This window comes from Methylocystis sp. (assembly GCF_051061225.1).
Classification (GTDB): Bacteria; Pseudomonadota; Alphaproteobacteria; order Rhizobiales; family Beijerinckiaceae; genus Methylocystis.
In genome coordinates this window covers 1-24,217 of the sequence record NZ_JBPFEB010000015.1, presented here as the reverse complement: position 1 = coordinate 24,217, position 24,217 = coordinate 1, and the positions used below count along the sequence as shown (strand labels likewise).

The window sequence follows — 24,217 nt, the reverse complement described above, 5'->3', positions numbered from 1 at the left end:
CCATGATCGGCTCGATCAGGATCCCGGCGGTAGCGTGGCCGATGGCCTCCTCGACGGCGCCGATGTCGCCCGCTTTGACTTGGTCGAAGCCCTCGGTCGCAGGCCCAAATCCCTCCAAATGCTTTGCCTGGCCGCCGGCGGCGATCGTCGCGAGCGTGCGGCCATGAAAGGCGCCCTCGAAGGTGATCAGCCGGTAACGCTGCGGCTCGCCATTGGCCGCATGATATCTGCGCGCGGTCTTGATCGCGCATTCGACGGCCTCGGCGCCGGAGTTGGCGAAGAAGACGACATCCGCGAAAGTGGCGTCGACCAGACGCTCGGCCAGGCGCTCGGCCTGCGGGATGCGGAAAAGATTGGAGACGTGCCAGGGTTTCTCGGCCGCGGCCTTCAGCGTCGCGACCAGATGCGGATGGTCGTGACCCAGCGACAGAACGGCGACGCCCGAGGCGAAGTCGAGATAGCGGTCGCCGTTCTCGGCGATCAGCCACGGCCCTTCGCCCCGTGAAAAGGCGATGTCGGCCCGCGCATAGGTCGGATAGAGCGCAGACGTCAAAAGAGTGCTCCAAGCCCACGGGGACCCGCGCCCGGCAGGGCCCCAAAAACAAAGCGCCGCCCGTTGCGGGGCGGCAATTTGAAGCGTTGATTTTAGGCGCGCGAGCGCCCGCGGTCAAATCCGGGCGCGGGCGAAGCGGCCGCATGGCTCCCTGCATCCTCGCCGGGCCGGCCACTGGCCCCTCGCCGCCGCGCCCGCACCGCCATCGCCTTCGCCATCGCCATCGCCATCGCCTTGCGAAACAGAGCTTGACATTCGAGAAAGCGCGTCAGGTGAGTCGCCCGCGCCACACCTGTCCGCTAAAGCGAACGAAACCCTGTGTAGAACGCCCCCTTCTGCTTGCCAGCGACTCGCACCCGTGATTCAAAAGGGTCGTCACGTTTTCTCGCCGGTGCGGACGCGTTTTTCACCCGCATGGCGCTTCTCGAGTTTCGATGTGGGTCTCACGCCGTCGGTCGTCCCGGCGCGGCGCATGGCTGCGTTTTGCCAAAGACCGCTCGAACCGACCTTTGGAGGTCAGTACACATGTCTTGGACCGACGAACGCGTCGAGCTGTTGCGCAAACTATGGAGCGACGGCCTCAGTGCGAGCCAGGTGGCCGCCGAACTGGGTCCGGGCATCACCCGCAACGCCGTTATCGGCAAAATCCATCGCCTCGGCCTCGCCGAGCGCGCAAAGACCGCCGCGGCGTCGCGGCCGCGCCCTGCCAAGGCGCCGCGTCCCCAGCAGACGGTGGTCGTGACCGCCGCCCCGACCGTGGCCCCGCGATCCGTCGGCGGGCATGCGGTTCACGGCAATGTCGCGCTGGCCTTCGCGCCGCAGACGATGGTCGTCGCCCGCGTGACCCCGAATGAGGAAGTGGTCATTCCGATGTCCGAACGCGTGACGCTGATGGAGTTGCGCGAGTCCATGTGCCGCTGGCCCATGGGCGACCCGACGACTCCGGATTTCCGCTTCTGCGGGGCGCATTCGCCGATCGGCGGCGGGCCGTACTGCGCCCACCACGCGCGCGTCGCCTATCAGCCGGCGCAGGATCGCCGCCGCGCCCGCGAGGCGCTGCGCGCGCCGCGTTACGCGTGACCTGTTCGGGGAGCGGGAAAGACCCCCTCCCCAACCCTCTGCGCGGGCGAGGGAGTCAGGCGCCGGCCTTCGTCCATGGACGTGCTCAGTCCCGCCCAAACGTCTCATCAAAAGAGTAGCCCGAACCGCGCACGGTGCGGATCGGGTCTTTCTCGCGGCCCCGGATCAGCGCCTTGCGCAGGCGCCCGACATGGACGTCGACCGTCCGCTCGTCGATCTCCGCCGACATGCCCCAGACGCTGTCGAGAAGCTGCGCGCGCGTGAAGACGCGTCCCGGCTTCTCCATGAGATATTCCAGAAGCCGGAACTCCGTCGGGCCGAGATGAATTTCCCGTCCCGACCGGCGCACGCGTCGCGTGTCGCGGTCGAGGTCGATGTCGCCCGCCGTCAGCTTCGAGGCGACGCGCTCGGGGCGGGCGCGGCGCAGGAGCGCGCGCACGCGCGCCATCAGCTCCGGCGTCGAAAACGGCTTGACGACATAGTCGTCGGCGCCGACCGAAAGACCGCGCACGCGCTCGGCCTCCTCTCCGCGCGCGGTGAGCATGATGATCGGCATGTCTCTCGCGATGTCGCGGGCGCGCAGGCGCCGACAGATTTCGAGCCCCGACACGCCCGGCAGCATCCAGTCGAGCAGCAACAGATCGGGCGGCGACTCGGCGATGCGCAGCTCCGCCTCGTCGCCATTGTCGACATGCTCGACCTGATAGCCCTCGGCTTCGAGATTGTAGACGAGCAGGGTCGCGAGCGGGACTTCGTCCTCGACGACGAGAATGCGCGGCGGGCGGTCGCCACGGATCTCGCGGGTCAGGGTCTGGTCAATGGTGTCGTTCATTGCGAGGCGTCATTCTCCGCGCCGCCGAGCCCGCGTGATTTCGGGCGCTCGGTCGGCATGGCCTGGCCGGTGACGACATAGACGACGGTTTCGGAAATATTCGTCGTGTGGTCGCCGATGCGTTCGAGGTTCTTCGAACAGAAGAGCAGATGGGTGCAAAAGGAGATGTTGCGCGGGTCTTCCATCATGAAGGTGAGCAGGTCGCGAAACACGGAATCTTCCAGCGCGTCGAGATCGGCGTCGTTCTCCCACACGGCGCGGGCGCGTTCGACGTCGCGCAGCGCATAGGCGTCGAGCGCGTCCTTGAGCTGCGTCGCGGCGATTTCATGCATGGATTTGAGCCCGACCATGCCACGCGGCAGCCGCGCCTCGCCCGCGATCTTCAGCGTGCGCTTGGCGATGTTCTTGGCGAGATCGCCGATCCGCTCGATGTCCCCGGAAATGCGGATCGCGGCGATGCATTCCCGCAGGTCGATCGCGAGCGGCTGGCGCCGCGCGATGGTCAGAACCGCGCTTTCCTCGATCTCGCGCTGGAGCGCGTCGAGACGCGCGTCGCTCGCCACCACGCGACGGGCGAGCTCGACGTCGAGCGTGGACAGAGCGTCCATGGCTTCCGACAGCATTTTTTCCGCGACGCCGCCCATCTCGGAAATGCGGCGGCCAAGCGCCTCGAGATCGCGGTCGTAGGACTTGACGATATGTTCGCTCATTTCTCGTCCTTCCTCACCCGAAGCGGCCGGTGATGTAATCCTGGGTGCGCTTCTCGCGCGGCTTGTTGAAGACTTCGTCCGTGTCGCCAAACTCGACGAGCTCGCCGAGATACATGAAAGCGGTATCGTCGGAGACGCGCACCGCCTGCTGCATGTTGTGGGTGACGATAGCGATCGTATATTGCGCGGCGAGTTCCTCGATCAGCTCCTCCACTTTCGCGGTGGAGATCGGGTCGAGCGCCGAGCAGGGCTCGTCGAAGAGAATGACGTCCGGCTGCACGGCGACGCTGCGCGCGATGCACAGGCGTTGCTGCTGGCCGCCCGAGAGGCCGAGCCCGCTCGTGTGCAGCTTGTCCTTCACCTCGTCCCAGAGCGCCGCGCCGCGCAGCGCCTCCTCGACGCGCGCGTCCATGTCGGCGCGCGAGAGCTTCTCATAGAGCCGGATGCCGAAGGCGATGTTCTCGTAGATCGTCATCGGGAAGGGCGTCGGCTTCTGGAACACCATGCCGACGCGGGCGCGCAGGGCGTTCACGTCGACGGCCGGATCGAGAATGTTCTCGCCGTCGAGCAGGACTTCTCCCTCGGCGCGCTGGCCGGGATAGAGATCATACATGCGGTTCAGCACGCGCAGCAGCGTGGACTTGCCGCAGCCCGACGGGCCGATGAAGGCCGTCACCTTGTTGGCGCGCAGCGTCAGCGAGATGTTTTTGAGCGCGTGGTTTCGGCCATAGAAGAAGTCCAGTCCGCGGACCGAAACCTTCGGCGTTTGCTGATGGGCGTGTGCGGCGACGTTCATGAATCACTTCCTGCGGCCGGCGCTCAGGGCGCGGGCGACGATGGAGAGGGTGAGCACGGCGAGGGTGATGAGCAGCGCGCCCGTCCAGGCGAGCTGCTGCCAGTCCTTGTATGGCGAGAGGGCGAACTGGAAGATGACGACCGGCAGGCTCGCCATGGGCGCGTTGAGGTCGGTGCTCCAGAACTGGTTGTTGAGCGCGGTGAAGAGCAGCGGCGCCGTCTCGCCGGAGATGCGCGCCACGGCGAGCAGCACACCCGTCACAATGCCCGCCTTCGCCGCGCGATAGGCGACGCGCGCGATGATCACCGACCGCGGCGCGCCCAGGGCCGCCGCCGCCTCGCGCATGGAGCCCGGCACCAATAGCAGCATGTCTTCCGTGGTGCGCAGCACGACCGGGACGACGAGAAGCGACAACGCCACCGCGCCCGATATTCCGGAGAAATGGCCCATCGGCGCGACGAGGATCGTGTAGACGAAAAGGCCGATGACGATCGAGGGCGCGCTGAGCAGGATGTCGTTGACGAACCGCACGACCATCGCCAGCTTCGTTCCCCGGCCATATTCGGCGAGATAGGTGCCGGCGAGCAGGCCGAGCGGCGCGCCGATGGCGACGCCGATCGCCGTCAGCACAAGCGATCCGGCGATGGCGTTGAGCAGACCGCCGCGGCTGCCCGGCGGCGGCGTCATTTCGGTGAACACCGCCGGGGAGAGACCGCGCAGGCCCTGGAAGACCAGCGATCCGAGGATCAGGAAGAGCCAGGCGAGTCCGAACAGCGCGGCCGCCCAGGCGAGGGCGGTGGCGAAGGAATTGCGCTTCTGGCGCGTGGCGTAGAGCGACATGTCCGCCTCCCGTCAGGCTGCGTTCCGGTCCATGCGCATCAGCATGTAACGCGCGATCGCCAGGACGATGAAGGTGAGAACGAAAAGGATGAGGCCGAGCTCGATCAGCGCCGACGTATAGATGTCGCCCACGGCCTCGGTGAATTCATTGGCGATGGTGGCGGAGATCGTCGTGCCCGGCGCGAGCAGCGACGGCGACACCTTGTGCGCATTGCCGATGACGAAGGTCACCGCCATCGTCTCGCCGAGCGCGCGCCCGAGCGCGAGCATGACGCCGCCGATCACGCCGACGCGCGTATAGGGCAAAACCACATAGCGCATCATTTCCCAGGTGGTGCAGCCAATGCCCGTCGCCGCCTCCTTCAGCACCGGCGGCACGGTCGCGAAGACGTCGCGCGAGATGGAGGCGATGAAGGGCAACACCATGATCGCGAGGATGAAGCTCGCCGTGAGCATGCCGATGCCATAGGGCGGGCCGGCGAACAGCGCCGAGAGGACCGGCACGTCGCCAAAGAGCGAAATCAGATGCGGCTGCACCCAGGTCTGGACGAAGGGCGCGAAGACGAAGAGGCCCCACACGCCGTAGATGATCGAGGGAATGCCCGCGAGCAGCTCGATGGCGACGCCGATCGGGCGGCGCAAGGGATGCGGGCAGAGCTCGGTGAGGAAGGTTGCGATCCCGAGCCCGACGGGCACGGCGATCAGCATGGCGATCGTGGAGGTGACAATCGTGCCGTAAACCGCCGGCATCGCCCCAAACGCCTCGGTGACGGGGTTCCACGCCTGCGAGGTCAGGAAGCCAAATCCGAAGGCGCGCATCGCCGGCAGCGAACCGTGGATGAGCGAGACGATGACGCCGCCGAGGATGATCAGCACGATGATCGCCGACGCGCGCGTGAGCTGATGGAACAGGCGGTCGGCGAAGGCGACGCCCGCCAGCGCCCGCGCGCGGTCCTGGACGGTCGCGCGATCGGCCCCGCTTTCCATCGCAATATCGGACATGTCAGTCGCTCCGCCTTCCGCGCGTGGCTCGGTGTTCATTGGGGTCTCTCATGGTGTCGGCGGCTGATTTTGGGCCGCCGTGGAACCGGCCGCAACCAGCTTGCGCGTGAGAGGCCCTCTTTGTCCCTCCCCCCTTTTGCGGGAGAGGGACGTTCGTGATCAGCGCTCTCGATGAAGGCCGCGCCCCGCGCCCTCTCCCGCGCGAGCGGGGGAGGGATGGGGAGGAGACCTTCCGGCTCAGTGCGCCAGCGGCTTGCCGTCGGCGCCCTTGACCTCGTTCCAGCTCTTCTTGATGAGCTCGACGACCGGCTTGGGCATCGGGATGTAATCGAGCTCTTCCGCCTGCTTGGCGCCGCTGGCGAAGGCCCAGCCGAAGAACTTCAGCGCCTCGCCGGTGGCGGCTTCGTCCTTGGAGTCCTTCGGCAGCAGGATGAAGGTCGCCGCCGAAATCGGCCAGGACTTGGCGCCCGGCTCATTGGTGATGATCTGGTAGAAGCCCGGCGCCTTCGCCCAATCGGCGCTGGCGGCGGCGGCCTGGAAGCTGTCGACGCCCGGCGCCACGACCTTGCCGGCGGCGTTGATCATCTTCGTGTGGGTCAGCTTGTTCTGCTTGGCGTAGGCGTATTCGACATAGCCGATGGCGCCCTTGGTGTTGGCGACATTGTTGGCCACGCCCTCATTGCCCTTGGCGCCGAGACCCGCCGGCCATTCCACGGCCGAATTCTCGCCGACCTTGGTCTTCCAGTCCTCGGAGACCTTGGACAGGTAATTGGTGAAGTTGAAGGTCGTGCCCGAGCCGTCGGAGCGATGCACCACGACGATGGGCGTCGCCGCCAGCTTGACCTTCGGATTGAGCTTCTTGATGGCCGCGTCGTCCCAGCTCGTGATCTCGCCGAGGAAGATCTTCGCCAGCGCCGGGCCGTCGAGGACGAGTTCGCCCGGCGTCACCCCGTCGAGATTGACCACCGGCACGATGCCGCCGATCACCTGCGGCCACTGGATGAGATTGGCGGCCTGCAGATCCTCCGCCTTGAGCGGCTGGTCCGAGGCGCCGAAAGTCACGGTGCGGGCCTTGATCTGCTTGATGCCGCCGCCGGAGCCGATCGACTGGTAATTGAGGCCGTTGCCGGTCTCTTTCTTATAGGTCTCCGCCCATTTGGCGTAGATCGGATAGGGGAAGGTCGCGCCCGCGCCGGAAATGTCCAGCGCCAGAGCCGAACCGGCAAGGGCCACAAAGGCCGTCGCCGCAACCGCGGCGCGCGTGAGAAGTCTGGAGATCATGCAAGATCGCTTTCAGCTCGTGAATGAGTGACGATAAGCGCGTCCGGCGCCTGTCAAGCTGGGTTCTAGCGGCGGGGCAAGAGGGTTTTGTGACAGTTGGACAACAGGATTATGACAATAGAGTTGATTATATTTCAATAGGTTGATCACAGACCGCCGGGCGCGGGGTCAGGCGGCCGGCAGGGTGACGCGAAAGAGCGCGCCCTCGCCGAGCGCGGACTCGATGACGAGCCGGCCGCGATGGCGCAGCACGATGTGCTTGACGATGGCCAGTCCGAGCCCCGTCCCGCCTTTCGCGCGGCTCTTGCCGGCGTCGACGCGGTAGAAGCGCTCGGTGAGACGGGGAATGTGCTCCTGCGGAATGCCGGGACCGTGATCGCGCACCGAGAAGACGGCGCTCGCGCCGCTGCGGGCGAGCGAGATTTCGACGGGCTGCGACGCATGTTCGGCGCAGCCGTATTTCAGCGCGTTTTCGATCAGGTTCTCGACGATCCGCGCCAACTCGTCGCGGTCTCCCGGCACTATGACATTGGGCGCGAGATCGAGCGCGAGCGGCACGCCGTTTTCCTCCGCCATGGGCATGAGCGTGTCGACGATATGGGCGACGAGCACGGTGAAATCCACCGCCTCCACCGGACGCACATGCATGTGCTGCTCGATGCGGGAGAGCGACAGCAGATCGTCGATGAGGCGGGCCATGCGCTGCGCCTGCTCGCGCATGATGCCCAGAAACCGGTCGCGCGCCTTTTCATCGTTCTTCGCGGGCCCCTGCAAGGTTTCGACGAAGCCCAGGAGCGAGGCGAGCGGGGTGCGCAATTCATGGCTGGCGTTGGCGACGAAATCCACCCGCATGCGCTCGACCCGATGCGCCTCGGTCAGATCGCGCAGGCTGATCATCGCGGCCGTGCGAGAGCCGGGAAAGCGCACGGGCGCGATATGCGCCTCGAACCAGCGCTCCACCGGCAGGCGCTCCACCCATGCCGCCTTTTCCGCCTCGCCGCCCGCGACGACGCGCATGGCGGCGTCGAGCATGTCCGGCGAGCGCAGGCTGCGCGAGAGGGGTTCGCCCAGGCGCAGCGCGGGCGCCAGAGCCCGCGCCGCGGCGTTGAAGGCGAGGGCGTGGGTCTCGGCGTCGATCACGAAGACGGGCTCGGGGAGCGCCTCGATCACCGGGCCGAGCATGTCCTCGGAGGGCCATTGCGGCTGCGGGCTGGTCTTCATGGCGGCGTCAGGACGCGCGGTTTTCGATGATCCGCGCGACGGCCTCGCGCAGGGCGTCCCAGCGGCGGCGCCCCTCATCGGCGCCGAGTACGGCGAGGGCGACGATGAAGGGGACGAAATAATAGAGCACCCGGAACAGCAGCAGCGCGGCGAGCACGCTTCCCTGCGAGGCGCCCGGCAGAGCGTTCAGCATCGTCGCCTCGAAGACGCCGATGCCCCCCGGCGCATGGCTGATGACGCCCAGGATGCAGGCGAAGACATAGACCGCGAGGAAGGCCATGAAATTCAGATCGACGCCCGCCGGCAGCAGCACATAGAGCGCGGCCGCCGCGGCGCAGAGATCGGCGGCGCCGACGGCGAGCTGGGCGAGGGTCGACCCCGGCCCCGGCAGCTCCAGCACATGGCCGCGCAGGCGGATGCGGCGCGGCTCCAGCGCCACCCAGGCGCAATAGCCCGCGACGCCCGCGAGCACCAGAACGCCCGCCGCCATATGCATGGCCACTGGCAGATGGTCGAGCCCGGCGAGCGGCTCGGCCGCCTTCACCAGCGTGAAACCGATCACCGCCGTCATGCCGAGCCAGAATGTGACGCCGGTGATCACCGTGACATTGGCGACCTGCAATGCGGTCATCCGCACGCGTGCGTAGATCCAGTAGCGGACGGCGGCCCCGGTGACGATGGGAAAACCGAGGTTGAAGGCGATGGCGTAGCTGGCGAAAGACGCGAGCGCGACCACGCGATAGGGCGCGCTGCAGCGGATTTGCCGCAGCGCCGAGATGTCGTAGCCGGTCAGCGCGACATAGGAGAGCGCCGTGAACAGCAGCGCCGCGAAAATCTGCCCCGCGCTCGTCCCCTTCACCGCCTCGACGACGTCCGCGAAGCTGATCGTGGAGAGAACATTCGCCAGAATAGACGCCGCGAGCGCGAAAAGGCCGACGCTGGCGAGCGCCCCGAGGATATGAAGCGCGCCGCGCGGCAGGCGCTCCCGCAACGCCTCGAAGAATGTCTTGCGCGCGACCACGGCGGGCAGGCCCGGTTGTGATGAAATGGCGAGGTCCTCGTCTTCCTGCATCATGCGACTCGTTACGGCGCGTTTGGCGCGCGCGTCGACTCCATCGGCAAAAACATGACGGCAGCATGACGCGGGCTTTCCCTAGCTTGGGAGCCTGACGCCGCGAGTCAAGCCGCGCTCCAGGAGGGACCCGTGCAACGCCCCCTGGGGCGCCGGCCACGGCCGCGGCTGCGCGCCGCCCATGACGCGACGCGACGCGACGCGTAAGGTGCGTCCCAGCGCAGGCCAGCACGGAGCCCCCATGCCGCATCCGCCCGAGGATTTTTTCACCAGAGGCCTCGACGCCGATCCCGAGCTCGCCGCCGCCATCGACGGCGAGCTGGCCCGCCAGCGCGACGGGATCGAGCTGATCGCCTCGGAAAACATCGTTTCGCGCCTCGTGCTGGCGGCGCAGGGGTCCGTCCTCACCAACAAGACCGTCGAGGGCGCTCCCTACGCGCGTTATTATGGCGGCGCGCAATTCGCCGACGCGATCGAGGCGCTGGCCGTCGAACGGGCCACGAAACTGTTCGGCTGCCGCTTCGCCAATGCGCAGCCGCATTCGGGCTCCAACGCCAACGCTGGCGTCTTTCTGGGTCTGTTGACCCTCGGCGACGCCATTCTGTCCATGGACGTCGCCGCCGGCGGCCATATCAGCCACGGGCATCCGGCGACGCTCACGGGGCGCGACTACAGGATCGCATCCTATGGCGTCAGCCGCGCCACGGAGAGGGTCGACCTCGACGACGTCCGCGCCCGCGCCCGCGCGACGCGGCCGAAGATGATCGTCGCGGGCGGCTCGGCCTATCCGCGCGTCAATGACTTCGCGGCCTTGCGCGCCGTCGCCGAAGAAGTGGGCGCCGTCCTTCTCGTCGACATGGCGCATTTCGCCGGGCTGGTCGCGACCGGGCTTTACCCGAACCCCTTCCCGCATGCGCATGTCGTGACCACGACCACCTACAAATCCCTTCGCGGCGCGCGCGGCGGTCTGGTGTTGTGGAACGACGAGGCGCTTTCGAAACGCATCAACGCCGGGATTTTCCCCGGCGTGCAGGGCTCGGTGATGCTGCATGCGGTCGCCGGCAAGGCGGCCTGTCTCGGCGAGGCGCTGCAGCCGGGGTTTCGGGCCTACAATGAGGCGGTTCTCGCCAATGCGCGCGCCCTCGCGGCGCGGTTGCAGGCCCGCGGCCTGCGGATCGTCACGGGCGGCACGGACATGGGGCTGATGCTCGTCGATCTCGGCGCCGCCGGCGTCACGGGCGACGTCGCCGCCAAAGCGCTGGAAAAGGCTGGCCTCGCCGTCAACAAGAACTTGATCCCCTTCGATCCGCGCCCGCCGGAAGCGCCCTCGGGTCTGCGGCTCTCCAGCAACGCCGGAACCACGCGCGGATTCGGCCCGGAGGATTTCGCGAGGATTGGCGACTGGATCGCGGACATCCTGCGCGATCCGGCCGACGCGGCGGCGATCGCGCGAACGCGCGCGGAAGCGCTGGCGCTCTGTCGCGCCTTTCCTATTTACTAGGGCTCGAACAGCAAACCGCGGCGCTCATGGCTTCGACACTCTCAGCGCGTATCGTCTCCTCGCTCGGCAGCGTCGAGGCGGAGCATTGGGACGCCTGCGCCAATCCCTCCGGCGCGCCTTTCGACGGCGAGCGCTTCAATCCCTTCGTGTCGCACGCCTTCCTGTTCGCGCTGGAGCAATCCGGCTCGGTGGGGCGCAAAACCGGCTGGTCGCCGGTCCATGTGCTGGTGGAGGACGCGGGCGGCCGGCTCGTCGCCTGCGCGCCGGCCTATCTCAAATCGCACAGCCTGGGCGAATATGTCTTCGATCAGAGCTGGGCGCAGGCCTATGAGCGCGCGGGCGGGCGCTACTATCCGAAGCTTCAGGTCGCGGCGCCCTTCACCCCCGTGACCGGGCGGCGTCTCCTCGTCTCGCGCGATGCGCCCGAGGGCGCGCGGGAGGCGCTGATCGGGGCGATGCGCGGCCTGCGGCAGGCGGCGGGCGCGTCCTCGATTCACGTCGCCTTTCCCACGCAGGCCGACGCGCGGGCGCTGGAGCGCAGCGGCTTCGTCCTGCGCGGCGGCGAACAGTTTCATTTCCTCAACGAAGGCTACCGCGACTTCGACGATTTTCTGGAGACGCTCGCCGCCCGCAAACGTAAGGCGATCCGGCGCGAGAGGCGCGAGGCGCTCTGCGACGGGCTCGCCATCGAGCGGCTCACCGGCGCCGAGCTGACCCCCGCCCATTGGGACGCCTTCTTCGCCTTCTACATGGACACCGGGGCGCGCAAATGGGGCCGTCCCTATCTGACGCGCGCCTTCTTCGATCTCGTCGGCGCGGCGATGGCCGATCGCATTCTGCTCGTCATGGCGCGGCACGGCCGGGACTATGTCGCCGGCGCGATCAATTTTCTCGGCGACGACGCCATCTATGGCCGCAACTGGGGCGCGCTGGTCGACCGGCCCTTTCTGCATTTCGAGGTCTGTTATTATCAGGCGATCGACTTCGCCATCCGTCATGGCTACCGGCGCGTGGAGGCGGGCGCGCAGGGCGAGCACAAGCTCGCGCGCGGCTATCGCCCCGTTCTCACCTGGTCCGCGCATGACTTCGCCGACCGGGGATTTCACGCCGCGATCGACGACTACTGCCGGCGCGAGCGGGCGGCGCTCGACGCGATCATCGCCGAACAGGAAGCTTCCCTGCCATTTCGCAAGACCAATGAGGAGACGACGCCATGAGCGAGACGCAACGCCCGCCCCTGCCGCCCTTCACCGCGGAGACGGCGAGACAGAAAGTGCGCATGGCCGAGGACGCCTGGAACACCCGCGATCCCGAACGCGTCGCGCTGGCCTATACGATCGACAGCCGCTGGCGCAATCGCGCCGAATTTCCCGTCGGCCGCGCCGAGATCGTGGACTTCCTGAGGCGAAAATGGGCGCGCGAGCTCGAGTATCGGCTGATCAAGGAAATGTGGACCTTCGCCGACAACCGCATCGCCGTGCGCTTCGCCTATGAATGGCGCGACGACTCGGGAAACTGGTTTCGCTCTCACGGCAATGAGAACTGGGAGTTCGACGACAACGGGCTGATGCGGCTGCGTTACGCCAGCATCAATGATCAGCCGATCCGGGAAGCTGACCGCAAATATCGCTGGCCGCTCGGCCCGCGCCCGGCGGACCATCCCGGCCTCTCGGCGCTGGGCCTGTGATCGTCGCCATAACAGGCTGGAGCGCATCTTTTGCGGATTTGGTGGAACCATATCTGCGCCTCTGCGTTAACCCTGCGCAACAGAGAGCAACTTGCGACCCGCCTCCCGGCATGCAATCCCCTGGGGGCGGGTCGTCTGTTTCCTGCCCTCCGCCGGATTCGCGGCCGCCCCTCCCCGATTGCCGGAAACTGATTATCTCCCCGGCAGAAGACCAGCTCCGGGCGGAGCCGGTCGCGGGAAGGGAAAGACCGATGCAGACGACGATCCGCAAGGCGGCCGAACGCGGCGCGGCCAATTTCGGCTGGCTCGACAGCCGCCACAGCTTCTCCTTCGGCGCCTATGTCGACCCCGACCATATGGGGTTCGGCCCGTTGCGGGTGATCAACGAGGACCGCGTCGCGCCCGGCGGCGGCTTTCCGACCCATCCGCATCGCGACATGGAGATCATTTCCTATGTGCTCGACGGCGGCCTCGCCCACAGGGACAGCACCGGGGCGGAAGGCGTGGTGCGCCCGGGCGACGTGCAGCGCATGACCGCCGGAACCGGCGCGCGCCACAGCGAATACAACGCCTCCGACAGCGAACCCGCCCACTTCCTGCAAATCTGGATTCTCCCCGAACGGGAGGGGCTCGCGCCGGGCTATGAGCAGAAGCGGTTCCCGCCGGAGGAGATGCGCGGGCGGCTGCGCCTGATCGCCAGCCCCGACGGGCGCGACGGGGCCCTCACCCTTCATCGGGACGCGACCGTCTATGCGACGCGGCTGGAGGCAGGCGAGACGATCCGGCATCGGCTGGCGGAGGGGCGCGGCGCCTGGGTTCAGGTCGCGCGCGGCGCCCTCGCCGTGAATGGCGCGCGGCTCGAAGCCGGCGACGGCCTCGCCGCGACGGGCCCCGGCGAATTGCGTCTCGACGGCGCCAGCGGGGCGGAGGCGCTCCTCTTCGACATGGCCATGGAGGGAGCCGGGCCGCGGGTCCCCGATTGACGACGCCGCTCGGGCGCCCGAGTCTGCCGCCGCCGCAGCGAGGCGGCGGCCTTACGGAAAGATCAGTTGCGCGCGGACCCCGGCCCCTCCCTGCATTTCGGCGGAAACGCCGGGGATTATCTGGCCTACCGGCCGGACTATCCCGAAGCCCTGTTCGCATGGCTTGCTGCGGCGGCGCCCGCGCGCGGCCTCGCCTGGGACTGCGGCGCCGGCAGCGGACAGGCGGCAACAGGTCTCGCGCGCCATTTCGGCAGGGTGCTCGCCACGGAGCGCGACCCGCGCCAGCTCGCGCTGGCCCCGCGCCGCGCCAATATCGAGTGGCGCCTGGCCGCCGCGGAAGACGACCCCGGACTCGACGGGACGGTCGATCTGATCGCCTGCGCCTGCTCGCTGCACTGGTTCGACCTGCCGCGCTTCTACCGGAACGCCGCCCGGGCGCTGAAGCCGGGAGGTCTCGTCGCGGCCTGGACCTACGACTGGCCGTGGACCGGCGCGCCGGCGCTCGACGCCGTGCTGGAGCGGCTCAAGACCGACATCCTCGGCCCCTTCTGGGGGGCGACCGCGCCGCTTTACTTCAGCGGCTATCGTGATCTGCCCTTCCCCTTTCCGGAGCTGGAGCCTCCGGCCTTCACCACCGCCATCGCCGAATCGCCCGCCGATCTTTCGCGCTTCCTTTCGACTTGGTCGGCCGTTTCCAGATATCGCGACCGCCACGGGCGGGACCCGCTGGCGCTCGTCGACGAGGCGCTCGCCAGGGCGTGGCGCGACAGGCCGCCGCCGCTCCCCCTCGCCGTCCCCCTGCATCTGCGCTGCGGCTACAAGGCGTTCTGACACCGCGCCTGCCCGGGCCGCCGCCTCCAGCAATGTACACAGACGGGAACGAAAAAAGAACTTGGCTTTGAGAACAAATCATGCACAATGCGCGTCGCGCATGCTGCATGCCGAGCCGTTGCCCGCCGCCGCCAAATCATGTCAGAAGGGATTTCAAGCCGTGAGCCAAGCCAACCTCCGCCTCGTGGAAGGAACGTCCGTGGACAAGACCAAGGCGCTGGACGCCGCCCTGTCGCAGATCGAGCGCGCCTTCGGCAAGGGCTCGATCATGCGGCTCGGCAAGAATCAGAAGGCCGTCGAGATCGAGACCATTTCGACGGGCTCGCTCGGCCTCGACATTGCGCTGGGCGTCGGCGGCCTGCCGCGCGGCCGCGTCGTCGAAATCTATGGGCCGGAATCCTCGGGCAAGACCACGCTGACGCTGCATGTGATCGCCGAGGCCCAGAAGCTCGGCGGCGTCTGCGCCTTCGTCGACGCCGAACATGCGCTCGATCCGGTCTACGCCCGCAAACTCGGCGTCAATCTCGACGAATTGCTGATCTCCCAGCCCGACACGGGCGAACAGGCGCTTGAGATCACCGACACGCTGGTGCGGTCCGGGGCGGTCGACGTGCTCGTCGTCGATTCGGTCGCCGCGCTCACGCCCCGCGCCGAGATCGAGGGCGAAATGGGCGAGGTGCAGCCCGGCCTGCAGGCGCGCCTGATGAGCCAGGCGCTGCGCAAGCTCACCGGCTCGATCTCCCGCTCCAACACGCTCGTCATCTTCATCAATCAGATCCGCATGAAGATCGGCGTGATGTATGGCTCGCCCGAGACCACCACGGGCGGCAATGCGCTGAAATTCTACGCCTCCGTGCGCCTCGACATCCGCCGCATCGGCGCGATCAAGGAGCGCGATGAAACGACGGGCAACCAGACCCGCGTCAAGGTGGTCAAGAACAAGGTCGCGCCGCCCTTCAAGCAGGTGGAGTTCGACATCATGTATGGCGAGGGCATCTCCAAGGTCGGCGAATTGATCGACCTCGGGGTCAAGGCGGGGGTGGTGGAGAAATCGGGAGCGTGGTTCTCCTATGACAGCCAGAGGCTCGGTCAGGGGCGGGAAAACGCCAAGGCCTTCCTGCGGCAGAATCCGGACGCCGCCGCCCGCATCGAGCAGACCATCCGCGAGAACGCGGGACTCATCGCCGAGAAGATTCTCGACGCCGGAGGCCCTGACGAGGACGGCGGCGAGTAGCGTTGCTGGTTTCGCCGCTGCTCCGGCCGCCGCCAAAAGCGACGGCGCGATCTGGCTTGAGAGCCATCCAAAGGCCCGCGTCGCGGGCCTTTTTCATTGCCGAACGGCCTGCGGACTGGCATATCCGCGACGACGGGCCAAGCGCCGCTCCCACCGCCGCGTCCAGCGGCGCGGGCGGCCTTCCGCCTCCTTGACCCTTTCACCATATGACCGGCAGTCTCCGGTCACCTTGAGAGAGACGCAAAATGAGCAGCGTCAACCAGATACGCTCCGCCTTCCTCGACTATTTCGTTCGCAACGGACATGAGAAGGTCGCGTCGTCTCCACTCGTCCCGCACAATGACCCGACCCTCATGTTCACCAATGCGGGCATGGTCCAGTTCAAGAATGTGTTCACCGGCGTGGAAAAGCGCCATCAGGCCCGCGCGGCCTCGGCGCAGAAATGCGTGCGCGCCGGCGGCAAGCACAATGACCTCGACAATGTCGGCTATACCGCGCGGCACCACACATTCTTCGAAATGCTCGGCAATTTCTCCTTTGGCGATTATTTCAAGGAAGGCGCGATCGAACTCGCCTGGGGGATGATCACCAGGGAATTCGCGCTGCCGGTCGATCGCCTTCTCGTCACCGTCTATCACGACGACGACGAGGCCTACGACCTGTGGAAGAAGATCGCGGGCTTTCACGACAGCCGCATCATCCGCATTTCCTCATCCGACAATTTCTGGAGCATGGGCGAGACCGGCCCCTGCGGCCCCTGCTCGGAAATCTTCTTCGATCAGGGCGAGCAGCTCGCCGGCGGCCCGCCCGGCAGCCCGGACGAGGATGGCGACCGCTTCCTGGAGTTCTGGAACCTCGTCTTCATGCAATATGAGCAGGTGGCGCCCGGCCAGCGCGCGCCGCTGCCGCGCCCCTCGATCGACACCGGCATGGGGCTCGAGCGCATCGCCGCGCTGATGCAGGGCGTCACCTCCAATTACGAGATCGACCTGTTCCGCGCGCTGACCGGCGTGGTGGCGGAGCTGACCGGCGCGCCCGTCAATGGACCGCAGGCGGCGAGCCATCGCGTCATCGCCGACCATCTGCGCGCCTCGTCCTTCCTCGTCGCCGACGGCGTGACCCCCTCCAACGAAGGCCGCGGCTATGTGCTGCGCCGGATCATGCGCCGCGCCATGCGCCATGCGCAGATCCTGGGCGCGCGCGATCCGCTGATGTGGCGGCTCGTGCCGACGCTCGTCGCGGAAATGGGCCAGGCCTATCCGGAGCTCCTTCGCGCGCAGGCGCTCATCGTCGATACGCTGAAGACCGAAGAGACCCGCTTCCGCGCCACGCTCGCCCGCGGCCTCGCCATTCTGGACGAAGAGACCGCCGGCCTGTCGCAGGGCGCCAAATTCTCCGGCGAGACCGCGTTCAAGCTCTACGACACCTATGGTTTTCCACTCGATCTCACCGAGGACGCGCTGCGCCCGCGCGGCATCGCCGTCGACAAGGACACGTTCAACGCCGCCATGGAGCGCCAGCGCGCCGAGGCCCGCAAGGCCTGGGCGGGATCGGGCGAGACGGCGACGGAGACCCTCTGGTTCGCCTTGCGCGAGCGCCTCGGCGCCACCGAGTTCCTCGGCTACGACACGGAGAGAAGCGAAGGCGTGGTGACGGCGATCGTGCATGACGGCGCCGAGGCCTTTGTGCTGAAAGAGGGCCAGCGCGGCGCCCTTCTGCTCAACCAGACGCCGTTTTATGGCGAATCCGGCGGTCAGGTGGGGGACGTGGGCGTCATCCGCGCCAGGAATCTGCGTTTCCGCGTCGAGAGCACGCTCAAGAAGCTCGGCGACGTGATCGTGCATGAGGGCGTCGTGGAAGAGGGCGAGATCGTCCCCGGCCTGGCGCTCGAACTCGACGTCGCGCACGACCGGCGTCGGGCGACGCGCGCCAATCACTCCGCGACGCATATCCTGCACGAGGCGCTGCGTCAGGTGCTGGGCGATCACGTCGCCCAGAAGGGCTCGCTCGTCGCGCCCGAGCGTCTGCGCTTCGATTTCACCCATCCCAAACCCCTCACCGAGGAAGAGCTCAACCGAGTCGAGTCGCTCGCCAACGAGATCATCCAGGACAACGCCCCGGTCGATACGCGGGTGATGGCGCAGGACGAGGCGATCGACTCGGGCGCGCGCGCGCTGTTTGGCGAGAAATATGGCGACGAGGTGCGCGTCGTCTCCATGGGGCGGCCCGATCCGGGCGTCCATCACGCTTTTTCGGTCGAGCTTTGCGGCGGCACCCATGTCGCGCGCACGGGCGACATCGGCCTCCTGACCATCGTCTCGGAGGGCGCGGTGGCGTCGGGGGTGCGGCGCATCGAGGCGCGCACCGCCGAGGGCGCGCGCCTTCATCTCGTCAGCCAGTCGCGGGCGCTGCAGGACATCGCCGCCCAGATGCGCGCGCCGATCGAGGAGGCGCCGAACCGGCTTGCCCAGCTCATGGACGAGCGCAAACGGCTCGAGCGCGAACTCGCCGAAGCCAAGCGCAAGCTGGCCATGGGCGGCGGCTCCGGCAATGGGTCGGGCTCCGAGGCCCGCGACGTGGCGGGCGTCAAGCTCCTGACCCGCGCGGTCGAGGGCATCGACGCCAAGGATCTCAAATCGCTCGTCGACGACGCCAAGAAGAGCCTCGGCTCGGGGATCGTCGCCTTCGCCAGCGCCTCGCCGGACGGCAAGGCCGGCATTGTGGTGGGCGTGACCGACGACCTCACGGAAAAATACAGCGCCGTGGAATTCGTCCGCGCCGCCAGCGCGGCGCTGGGCGGCAAGGGCGGCGGCGGTCGCCCGGACCTCGCCCAGGCCGGCGGGCCCAACGCCGCCGCGATCGATCAGGCCCTGGCCTCGATCGAAGACGCGGTTCGGGCCAAGGCGGCGCAGTGACGACGGAGGAGAGACCCGGCTGGTACTTTCGGCTGCGGCGGCGCGTTCATGTCGTTCTCGACGGAGGCGCCAATGACCGCATGACGCGGCTGGTGCATCGCGGCTTGATCGGTCTGGTCGCGCTCTCCGTCCTGTGCGTCGTGCTCGAGTCTGTGCATGACTACCGGCGCTTCAGCCCGTGGTTCCTCGGCGTCGAACGCGTCGCGGTCGCCTGCTTTACGATCGAATATCTGCTACGCCTGTGGTCCGCGCCGGACCACACCCCCTATTCGGACCGCAGCCCGCTCGTCGCGCGCCTCGCCTTCGTGACCTCCTGGTCGGCGGTGATCGACCTGTTGACCATATTGCCGCTTTATCTGTCGTTCTTCATCTCCGCCGACTTGGGCGTGATGGTCCTGTTCCGGCTGCTGCGCTTCTTCAAACTCGCGCGCTACTCCGCCGGCATCCGCACGCTCGTCGCGGTCATGGAGGCGGAACGCAAGGCGCTCGGAGCCTCCGCGATTCTCCTCTTCGGCGCGGTGTTGTTCTCCGCGACCGCCATTCACATTGCCGAGCAAGAGACCCAGCCGGAGGCCTTCGGCTCCATTCCTTCCGCCATGTGGTGGGCGATCGTGACGATCACCACGGTGGGTTATGGCGACGTGACGCCCGTCACCCTCGCGGGCCGGCTGATCGCCTCCGTCACCATGGTGACCGGCTATGTGATGCTCGGCCTTCCGGTCGGCATCGTCGCCACCGCCTTCGCCGAGGAAATCCATCGGCGCGAATTCGTCGTCACCTGGAGCATGGTGGCCAGCGTGCCCTTGTTTCGCACAATGGACGCGTCGAACATCGCGGAAATCATGCGCTATCTCAGCGCCCAGTCGGTGCCGGCCGGCGCGCTGATCGTGCGGCGCGGCGATCTGGCCCAGTCCATGTATTTCATCGCCGAGGGCGAGGTCGAAATTGAATTGCCCGGCAAGAGCGTCCGGCTCGGCGTGGGGCAGTTCTTCGGGGAAATGGCCATTCTCCACAAGACGCTGCGAACGGCCAACGTTCGCGCCATGGAGCCGACCAAGCTTCTTGCGCTCGACGCCTTCGATCTCCAGACGCTCATCCTGCGCAATCCGGAAATCGGCGACTGCATTCGGGAGGTGGCCGAGACCCGGCGCGACATGGCGCCCGGTCAGCAGAGAGGCGATCTTCTCGAAGCGGAACTGCAGGAACGCAACGGCGCGTCGGAAAACTTCGCGAAATAGGACCTGGCCCCTTCAAAGGGAAAGGGGCCAGCCCGGACGGATCACGCGCCGATGGCGGCGCGCATCTCCTCGAGCTGGGCGAGCTTGTCGCTCGCGGCGCGGCGCGCTTCGTCGGTCTTGGCGTCGGAGACGTCCTCGCGGGCGTCCTTGATATCGGCGTCGAGCCGGGCCGCGTCGATCTCCGCCAGCGAGAGCGCGAGTTCGGCGAGAATTGTGAAACCGCCGGCGTTCACATCCGCGAATCCGCCGCGCACAAAGAGTTTCTCGACCTTGCCGTCATTGCCGGCGATGGTCACCACGCCGGATTTCAGCGTCGTCATGACGGGGGCGTGATCCTTGAGGACCGTGAACTGGCCCTCGGCGCCCGGCGCGACCACGCTTTCGACGTCGCCCGAGAACAAAAGCTTTTCGGGAGAGACGAGTTCGAAGTGGAATGCGGCCATGTGAGTCTCCGGCGGCTTTAAAGCGTCACGCGCGCGAATGGCCGGAACGAGGCCGGCCATCTGTCTGGGGTATCAGGGCCAGGGGCGGCGGGTCGCCGCCCCATGTCCGGTGCGTTGAACGGGCTACGCCGCTTCCTTGGCGAGCTTGGCGGCCTTTTCGATCGCCTCTTCGATGTTGCCGACCATGTAGAAGGCGGCCTCGGGGAGGTGATCGTATTCGCCGTCCACCAGGCCCTTGAAGCCCTTGATCGTGTCGGCGAGCGACACGAGCTTGCCCGGCGAGCCGGTGAAGACTTCGGCGACGTGGAACGGCTGCGACAGGAAGCGCTCGATCTTGCGGGCGCGGGCGACGACCAGCTTGTCCTCTTCGGAAAGCTCGTCCATGCCCAGGATCGCGATGATGTCCTGCAGCGACTTGTAGCGCTGAAGCGTCGACTGCACCTTGCGGGCGACGTCGTAATGCTCTTCGCCGACGATGGCCGGGGAAAGCATGCGCGAGGTCGAGTCGAGCGGATCGACGGCCGGATAAATGCCCTTCTCCGCGATGGAGCGGGACAGCACGGTCGTGGCGTCCAGATGGGCGAAGGAGGTGGCCGGGGCCGGGTCGGTCAAGTCGTCGGCCGGCACGTAAATGGCCTGCACCGAGGTGATCGAACCCTTGGTCGTCGTGGTGATGCGCTCCTGAAGCATGCCCATGTCGGTCGCGAGCGTCGGCTGATAGCCCACCGCCGAGGGAATGCGGCCGAGAAGCGCGGACACTTCCGAACCCGCCTGGGTGAAGCGGAAGATGTTGTCGACGAAGAAGAGCACGTCCTGGCCCTTGTCGCGGAACTCTTCGGCGACGGTCAGGCCGGTCAGCGCGACGCGGGCGCGGGCGCCCGGCGGCTCGTTCATCTGACCATAGACCAGCGCGCACTTCGAACCGGCGGTCGAACCGTTGACGGGCTTCTTGTTGACGTTGCCCTCGATCATTTCGTGATAGAGGTCGTTGCCTTCGCGGGTGCGTTCGCCGACGCCGGCGAACACGGAATAACCGCCGTGCGCCTTGGCGACGTTGTTGATGAGCTCCATGATGAGCACGGTCTTGCCGACGCCCGCGCCGCCGAACAGGCCGATCTTGCCGCCCTTGGCGTAAGGCGCCAGCAGGTCGACGACCTTGATGCCCGTCTCGAGGATCTGCGCTTCCGTCGCCTGCTCGGCGTAGGAGGGCGCCGGCTGATGGATGGCGCGCATGCCGCTCGACTTGACCGGACCGGCCTCGTCCACCGGCTCGCCGATGACGTTGATGATGCGGCCGAGCAACTCCTCGCCGACCGGAACCGTGATCGGGGCGCCGGTGTCGGTGACTTCCTGACCGCGGGTCAGACCCTCGGAGGTGTCCATGGCGATGGTGCGGACCGAGTTCTCGCCGAGGTGCTGGGCGACCTCGAGAACGAGACGCTGACCCTGGTTGGAGGTTTCCAGCGCGTTGAGAATCTCGGGCAGGTGGCCGTCGAACTTCACGTCGACGACGGCGCCGATGACTTGGGTGATGCGGCCCGTGGGCTTGTTAGCCATTTTACGTCCTCGTCTCTTTTAACGATCAGAGCGCTTCGGCGCCCGAGATGATTTCGATCAGTTCCTTGGTGATCATCGCCTGGCGCGACCGGTTGTAGAGGGTCGTCTGCTTGCGGATCATGTCGCCGGCGTTGCGCGTGGCGTTGTCCATCGCGCTCATGCGCGCGCCCTGTTCGGAGGCGGCGTTTTCGAGCAGCGCGCGGAACACCTGCACCGAGATGTTGCGCGGCAGGAGCTCCGAGAGAATCTCGTCCTGGCCGGGCTCATACTCGTAGGAAGGCTGCGGGCCTTCCTGAGCGGGCGCGTTCTCGTTCGCGGCGATCTGCGCCGGGATGAGCTGCTGCGCCGTCGGAAGCTGCGCGATGACCGACTTGAACTTCGAGAAGAACAGCGTCGCGATGTCGAAGTCGCCCGCCTCGAACATCGCGATGATCTTCTTGCCGATCTCGTCCGCGTTCTCGAAGCCGATGGTCTTCAGGCCGCGCAGCTCGATCAGCTCGACGATCTCCTTCTCGTACTGGCGGCGGAGCTGGTCGTAGCCCTTCTTGCCGACGCAGAGAATCTTGACCGTCTTGCCCTGACCCTGCAGGCGCTGGATGTGCTCGCGCGCGAGGCGCACGATCGAGGAATTGAAGGCGCCGCAGAGGCCGCGCTCGGCGGTGGCGACGACGAGCAGATGCACGTCATCCCTGCCATTGCCGGCGAGAAGCTGGGGGCCGCCGGTGGAGACGCCGGCGGCGAGATTGGCGAGCACCGCTTCCATGCGCTCGGCGTAGGGACGCGCGGCCTCGGCCGCCGTCTGCGCGCGACGCAACTTGGCCGCCGCGACCATCTGCATGGCCTTGGTGATCTTCTGCGTCGCCTTGACGGAAGAAATCCGGTTTCGAAGATCCTTCAACGAGGGCATGAGCGTGCTTCTTTTTGAGAGTTCGCGCCCGGGGAGGCGTTTCCCCCTCTCCCCGTTCACGGGGAGAGGGGACTGACATTACGCGAAGGACTTCGCGAAGGTCTCGACGACGCTCTTGAGCTTCGCCTCGGTCTCGCCGGGGAGGTCCTTCGTGGAGCGGATGCTCTCCAGAATATCGGCGTGCTGCGTGCGCAGCAGGGCCAGGAGGCCATCCTCGAAGGCGCGGACGCGGTTGACCGGGAGCGGATCCAGATAGCCGTTGACGCCGGCGTAGATCACGCAGGTCTGCTCTTCCATCTTCAGCGGCGAGAACTGCGGCTGCTTCAGGAGCTCGGTGAGGCGCGCGCCGCGGTTCAGCAGGCGCTGCGTCACCGCGTCGAGGTCCGAGCCGAACTGCGCGAAGGCGGCCATTTCGCGATACTGCGCGAGTTCGCCCTTGATCTTGCCGGCCACCTTCTTGGTGGCCTTGGTCTGCGCCGAGGAGCCGACGCGCGACACCGACAGACCGACGTTCACGGCCGGGCGGATGCCCTGGTAGAACAGGTCCGTCTCCAGGAAGATCTGGCCGTCGGTGATCGAGATCACGTTCGTCGGGATGTAGGCCGACACGTCGTTGGCCTGCGTCTCGATGACCGGCAGCGCCGTCAGCGACCCGGCGCCGCGATCGTCATTGAGCTTGGCGGCGCGCTCGAGCAGGCGGGAGTGCAGGTAGAAGACGTCGCCCGGATAGGCTTCGCGGCCCGGCGGACGGCGCAGCAGCAGCGACATCTGGCGGTAGGCGACGGCCTGCTTGGACAGATCGTCATAGATGATCACGGCGTGCATGCCGTTGTCGCGGAAATATTCGCCCATGGCGCAGCCGGCGAAGGGCGCCAGGAACTGCATCGGGGCCGGATCGGAGGCCGTGGCCGCGACGATGATCGAATATTCCAGCGCGCCGCGCTCCTCGAGCACCTTCACGAACTGGGCGACGGTCGAACGCTTCTGGCCGACGGCGACGTAGACGCAGTAGAGCTTCTGGCTCTCCGGCGCGCCTTCGCCGTTCAGCGACTTCTGGTTCAGGATGGTGTCGAGCGCGATGGCGGTCTTGCCGGTCTGGCGGTCGCCGATGATGAGCTCGCGCTGACCGCGGCCGATCGGGACCATGCTGTCGATCGCCTTGATGCCCGTCTGGAGCGGCTCCTTGACCGGCTGGCGCTGGAGGATGCCCGGCGCCTTGATCTCCACGCGGCGGCGGTGCGGCGTCTCGATCGGGCCCTTGCCGTCGATCGGGATGCCGAGCGAGTTCACGACGCGACCGATGGCGGCCTCACCGACGGGGACCTCCATGATGCGGTTCGTGCGCTTGACCGTCGCGCCTTCCTTGATGCCCGTCGACTCGCCGAAGAGCGCCGCGCCGACGTTGTCGGCCTCGAGGTTCAGCGTGAGGCCCATGAGGCCGCCCGGGAACTCGAGGAGCTCGCCGGCCATCGCGCCGGAGAGGCCGTACACACGCGCGATACCGTCACCGGCGGTGAGCACCGTGCCGGTCTCC

Annotated in this window: 22 protein-coding genes; 9 read left to right on the top strand and 13 right to left on the bottom strand. The window is 67.1% G+C overall.

Going from position 1 to position 24,217, the window contains the following annotated elements; all coding sequences use genetic code 11:
* Nucleotides 1–553 (bottom strand): aminotransferase class III-fold pyridoxal phosphate-dependent enzyme (locus ACR652_RS03865; protein ID WP_434505205.1); only part of this gene is annotated, 553 nt, incomplete at its 3' end.
* A gap of 525 nt (nucleotides 554–1,078) precedes the next feature.
* Here ACR652_RS03865 and ACR652_RS03860 point away from each other — a divergent pair.
* Nucleotides 1,079–1,633: a GcrA family cell cycle regulator gene (locus ACR652_RS03860; RefSeq protein ID WP_434505204.1), complete on the top strand. Its 555-nt coding sequence runs from the start codon at nucleotides 1,079–1,081 to the stop codon at nucleotides 1,631–1,633.
* An 85-nt stretch (nucleotides 1,634–1,718) separates the two neighbouring features.
* Here ACR652_RS03860 and phoB read toward each other — a convergent pair whose 3' ends face one another.
* From phoB to ACR652_RS03820, 8 genes are all read right to left on the bottom strand, one after another.
* A complete protein-coding gene (gene phoB / locus ACR652_RS03855) occupies nucleotides 1,719–2,465 on the bottom strand; it encodes a phosphate regulon transcriptional regulator PhoB (protein WP_434505203.1) in 747 nt (248 codons plus the stop codon).
* Nucleotides 2,462–3,175 (bottom strand): phosphate signaling complex protein PhoU, encoded by a 714-nt coding sequence (phoU, locus tag ACR652_RS03850; protein WP_434505202.1) that lies wholly within the window; start codon nucleotides 3,173–3,175, stop codon nucleotides 2,462–2,464. Before phoU ends, phoB begins: the two co-directional genes overlap by 4 nt.
* 13 nt (nucleotides 3,176–3,188) lie before the next feature.
* A complete protein-coding gene (gene pstB, locus ACR652_RS03845) occupies nucleotides 3,189–3,971 on the bottom strand; it encodes a phosphate ABC transporter ATP-binding protein PstB (RefSeq protein WP_434505201.1) in 783 nt (260 codons plus the stop codon).
* A gap of 3 nt (nucleotides 3,972–3,974) precedes the next feature.
* Nucleotides 3,975–4,811, bottom strand: coding sequence for a phosphate ABC transporter permease PstA (gene pstA / locus ACR652_RS03840; protein ID WP_434505200.1), 837 nt, complete (start codon nucleotides 4,809–4,811; stop codon nucleotides 3,975–3,977).
* A gap of 12 nt (nucleotides 4,812–4,823) precedes the next feature.
* On the bottom strand, nucleotides 4,824–5,813 hold the full coding sequence (pstC, locus tag ACR652_RS03835; protein ID WP_434505199.1) for a phosphate ABC transporter permease subunit PstC: 990 nt from the start codon (nucleotides 5,811–5,813) through the stop codon (nucleotides 4,824–4,826).
* Between the two features lie 237 nt (nucleotides 5,814–6,050).
* Nucleotides 6,051–7,094: a phosphate ABC transporter substrate-binding protein PstS gene (pstS, locus tag ACR652_RS03830; RefSeq protein ID WP_434505198.1), complete on the bottom strand. Its 1,044-nt coding sequence runs from the start codon at nucleotides 7,092–7,094 to the stop codon at nucleotides 6,051–6,053.
* Between the two features lie 168 nt (nucleotides 7,095–7,262).
* A complete protein-coding gene (locus ACR652_RS03825; RefSeq protein ID WP_434505197.1) occupies nucleotides 7,263–8,315 on the bottom strand; it encodes an ATP-binding protein in 1,053 nt (350 codons plus the stop codon).
* Nucleotides 8,316–8,322: 7 nt separating this feature from the next.
* Complete coding sequence (locus ACR652_RS03820) at nucleotides 8,323–9,390, bottom strand: lysylphosphatidylglycerol synthase domain-containing protein (RefSeq protein ID WP_434505196.1); 1,068 nt, start codon at nucleotides 9,388–9,390, stop codon at nucleotides 8,323–8,325.
* A gap of 238 nt (nucleotides 9,391–9,628) precedes the next feature.
* Between ACR652_RS03820 and glyA the strand changes: the two genes are divergently transcribed.
* The 8 genes from glyA (at nucleotide 9,629) to ACR652_RS03780 (ending at nucleotide 19,776) form a co-directional block, all read left to right on the top strand.
* Complete coding sequence (glyA, locus tag ACR652_RS03815; protein ID WP_434505195.1) at nucleotides 9,629–10,888, top strand: serine hydroxymethyltransferase; 1,260 nt, start codon at nucleotides 9,629–9,631, stop codon at nucleotides 10,886–10,888.
* 26 nt (nucleotides 10,889–10,914) lie between these two features.
* Complete coding sequence (locus ACR652_RS03810) at nucleotides 10,915–12,105, top strand: GNAT family N-acetyltransferase (protein WP_434505194.1); 1,191 nt, start codon at nucleotides 10,915–10,917, stop codon at nucleotides 12,103–12,105.
* Nucleotides 12,102–12,575 (top strand): DUF1348 family protein, encoded by a 474-nt coding sequence (locus ACR652_RS03805; protein ID WP_434505193.1) that lies wholly within the window; start codon nucleotides 12,102–12,104, stop codon nucleotides 12,573–12,575. Before ACR652_RS03810 ends, ACR652_RS03805 begins: the two co-directional genes overlap by 4 nt.
* Before the next feature lie 251 nt (nucleotides 12,576–12,826).
* On the top strand, nucleotides 12,827–13,558 hold the full coding sequence (locus ACR652_RS03800) for a pirin family protein (RefSeq protein WP_434505192.1): 732 nt from the start codon (nucleotides 12,827–12,829) through the stop codon (nucleotides 13,556–13,558).
* 66 nt (nucleotides 13,559–13,624) lie between these two features.
* Nucleotides 13,625–14,389 (top strand): class I SAM-dependent methyltransferase, encoded by a 765-nt coding sequence (locus ACR652_RS03795; protein WP_434505191.1) that lies wholly within the window; start codon nucleotides 13,625–13,627, stop codon nucleotides 14,387–14,389.
* Between the two features lie 160 nt (nucleotides 14,390–14,549).
* Nucleotides 14,550–15,623 carry a recombinase RecA gene (gene recA / locus ACR652_RS03790; RefSeq protein WP_434505190.1) on the top strand — a complete coding sequence of 358 codons (1,074 nt, stop codon included), beginning with the start codon at nucleotides 14,550–14,552 and terminating at the stop codon, nucleotides 15,621–15,623.
* Between the two features lie 245 nt (nucleotides 15,624–15,868).
* The gene (alaS, locus tag ACR652_RS03785; protein ID WP_434505189.1) at nucleotides 15,869–18,538 is read left to right on the top strand and encodes an alanine--tRNA ligase; all 2,670 of its coding nucleotides are present in this window, start codon (nucleotides 15,869–15,871) and stop codon (nucleotides 18,536–18,538) included.
* Complete coding sequence (locus ACR652_RS03780; protein WP_434505188.1) at nucleotides 18,535–19,776, top strand: cyclic nucleotide-gated ion channel; 1,242 nt, start codon at nucleotides 18,535–18,537, stop codon at nucleotides 19,774–19,776. The genes alaS and ACR652_RS03780 overlap by 4 nt, the downstream gene beginning before the upstream one ends.
* 41 nt (nucleotides 19,777–19,817) lie before the next feature.
* On the opposite strand, the gene ACR652_RS03775 is transcribed toward ACR652_RS03780, so the two are convergent.
* The 4 genes from ACR652_RS03775 to atpA all read right to left on the bottom strand — a co-directional run.
* A complete protein-coding gene (locus tag ACR652_RS03775; RefSeq protein ID WP_434505187.1) occupies nucleotides 19,818–20,219 on the bottom strand; it encodes a F0F1 ATP synthase subunit epsilon in 402 nt (133 codons plus the stop codon).
* 123 nt (nucleotides 20,220–20,342) lie between these two features.
* Nucleotides 20,343–21,776 (bottom strand): F0F1 ATP synthase subunit beta, encoded by a 1,434-nt coding sequence (gene atpD, locus ACR652_RS03770; RefSeq protein WP_434505186.1) that lies wholly within the window; start codon nucleotides 21,774–21,776, stop codon nucleotides 20,343–20,345.
* A 25-nt stretch (nucleotides 21,777–21,801) separates the two neighbouring features.
* Nucleotides 21,802–22,683 (bottom strand): F0F1 ATP synthase subunit gamma, encoded by an 882-nt coding sequence (locus ACR652_RS03765; RefSeq protein WP_434505185.1) that lies wholly within the window; start codon nucleotides 22,681–22,683, stop codon nucleotides 21,802–21,804.
* A 78-nt stretch (nucleotides 22,684–22,761) separates the two neighbouring features.
* The coding region (atpA, locus tag ACR652_RS03760) for a F0F1 ATP synthase subunit alpha (protein WP_434505184.1) at nucleotides 22,762–24,217 on the bottom strand (1,456 nt) is incomplete at its 5' end.

What these genes read in the sequence shown, in the direction of transcription:
- phoU (WP_434505202.1), bottom strand. Translation starts at nt 3,175, where the DNA reads ATGAGCGAACATATCGTCAAGTCCTACGACCGCGATCTCGAGGCGCTT.
- ACR652_RS03825 (WP_434505197.1), bottom strand. Translation starts at nt 8,315, where the DNA reads ATGAAGACCAGCCCGCAGCCGCAATGGCCCTCCGAGGACATGCTCGGC.
- pstA (WP_434505200.1), bottom strand. Translation starts at nt 4,811, where the DNA reads ATGTCGCTCTACGCCACGCGCCAGAAGCGCAATTCCTTCGCCACCGCC.
- atpD (WP_434505186.1), bottom strand. Translation starts at nt 21,776, where the DNA reads ATGGCTAACAAGCCCACGGGCCGCATCACCCAAGTCATCGGCGCCGTC.
- pstS (WP_434505198.1), bottom strand. Translation starts at nt 7,094, where the DNA reads ATGATCTCCAGACTTCTCACGCGCGCCGCGGTTGCGGCGACGGCCTTT.
- pstC (WP_434505199.1), bottom strand. Translation starts at nt 5,813, where the DNA reads ATGTCCGATATTGCGATGGAAAGCGGGGCCGATCGCGCGACCGTCCAG.
- ACR652_RS03820 (WP_434505196.1), bottom strand. Translation starts at nt 9,390, where the DNA reads ATGATGCAGGAAGACGAGGACCTCGCCATTTCATCACAACCGGGCCTG.
- glyA (WP_434505195.1), top strand. Translation starts at nt 9,629, where the DNA reads ATGCCGCATCCGCCCGAGGATTTTTTCACCAGAGGCCTCGACGCCGAT.
- ACR652_RS03860 (WP_434505204.1), top strand. Translation starts at nt 1,079, where the DNA reads ATGTCTTGGACCGACGAACGCGTCGAGCTGTTGCGCAAACTATGGAGC.
- ACR652_RS03775 (WP_434505187.1), bottom strand. Translation starts at nt 20,219, where the DNA reads ATGGCCGCATTCCACTTCGAACTCGTCTCTCCCGAAAAGCTTTTGTTC.
- ACR652_RS03810 (WP_434505194.1), top strand. Translation starts at nt 10,915, where the DNA reads ATGGCTTCGACACTCTCAGCGCGTATCGTCTCCTCGCTCGGCAGCGTC.
- ACR652_RS03765 (WP_434505185.1), bottom strand. Translation starts at nt 22,683, where the DNA reads ATGCCCTCGTTGAAGGATCTTCGAAACCGGATTTCTTCCGTCAAGGCG.
- pstB (WP_434505201.1), bottom strand. Translation starts at nt 3,971, where the DNA reads ATGAACGTCGCCGCACACGCCCATCAGCAAACGCCGAAGGTTTCGGTC.
- ACR652_RS03805 (WP_434505193.1), top strand. Translation starts at nt 12,102, where the DNA reads ATGAGCGAGACGCAACGCCCGCCCCTGCCGCCCTTCACCGCGGAGACG.
- ACR652_RS03800 (WP_434505192.1), top strand. Translation starts at nt 12,827, where the DNA reads ATGCAGACGACGATCCGCAAGGCGGCCGAACGCGGCGCGGCCAATTTC.
- phoB (WP_434505203.1), bottom strand. Translation starts at nt 2,465, where the DNA reads ATGAACGACACCATTGACCAGACCCTGACCCGCGAGATCCGTGGCGAC.
- alaS (WP_434505189.1), top strand. Translation starts at nt 15,869, where the DNA reads ATGAGCAGCGTCAACCAGATACGCTCCGCCTTCCTCGACTATTTCGTT.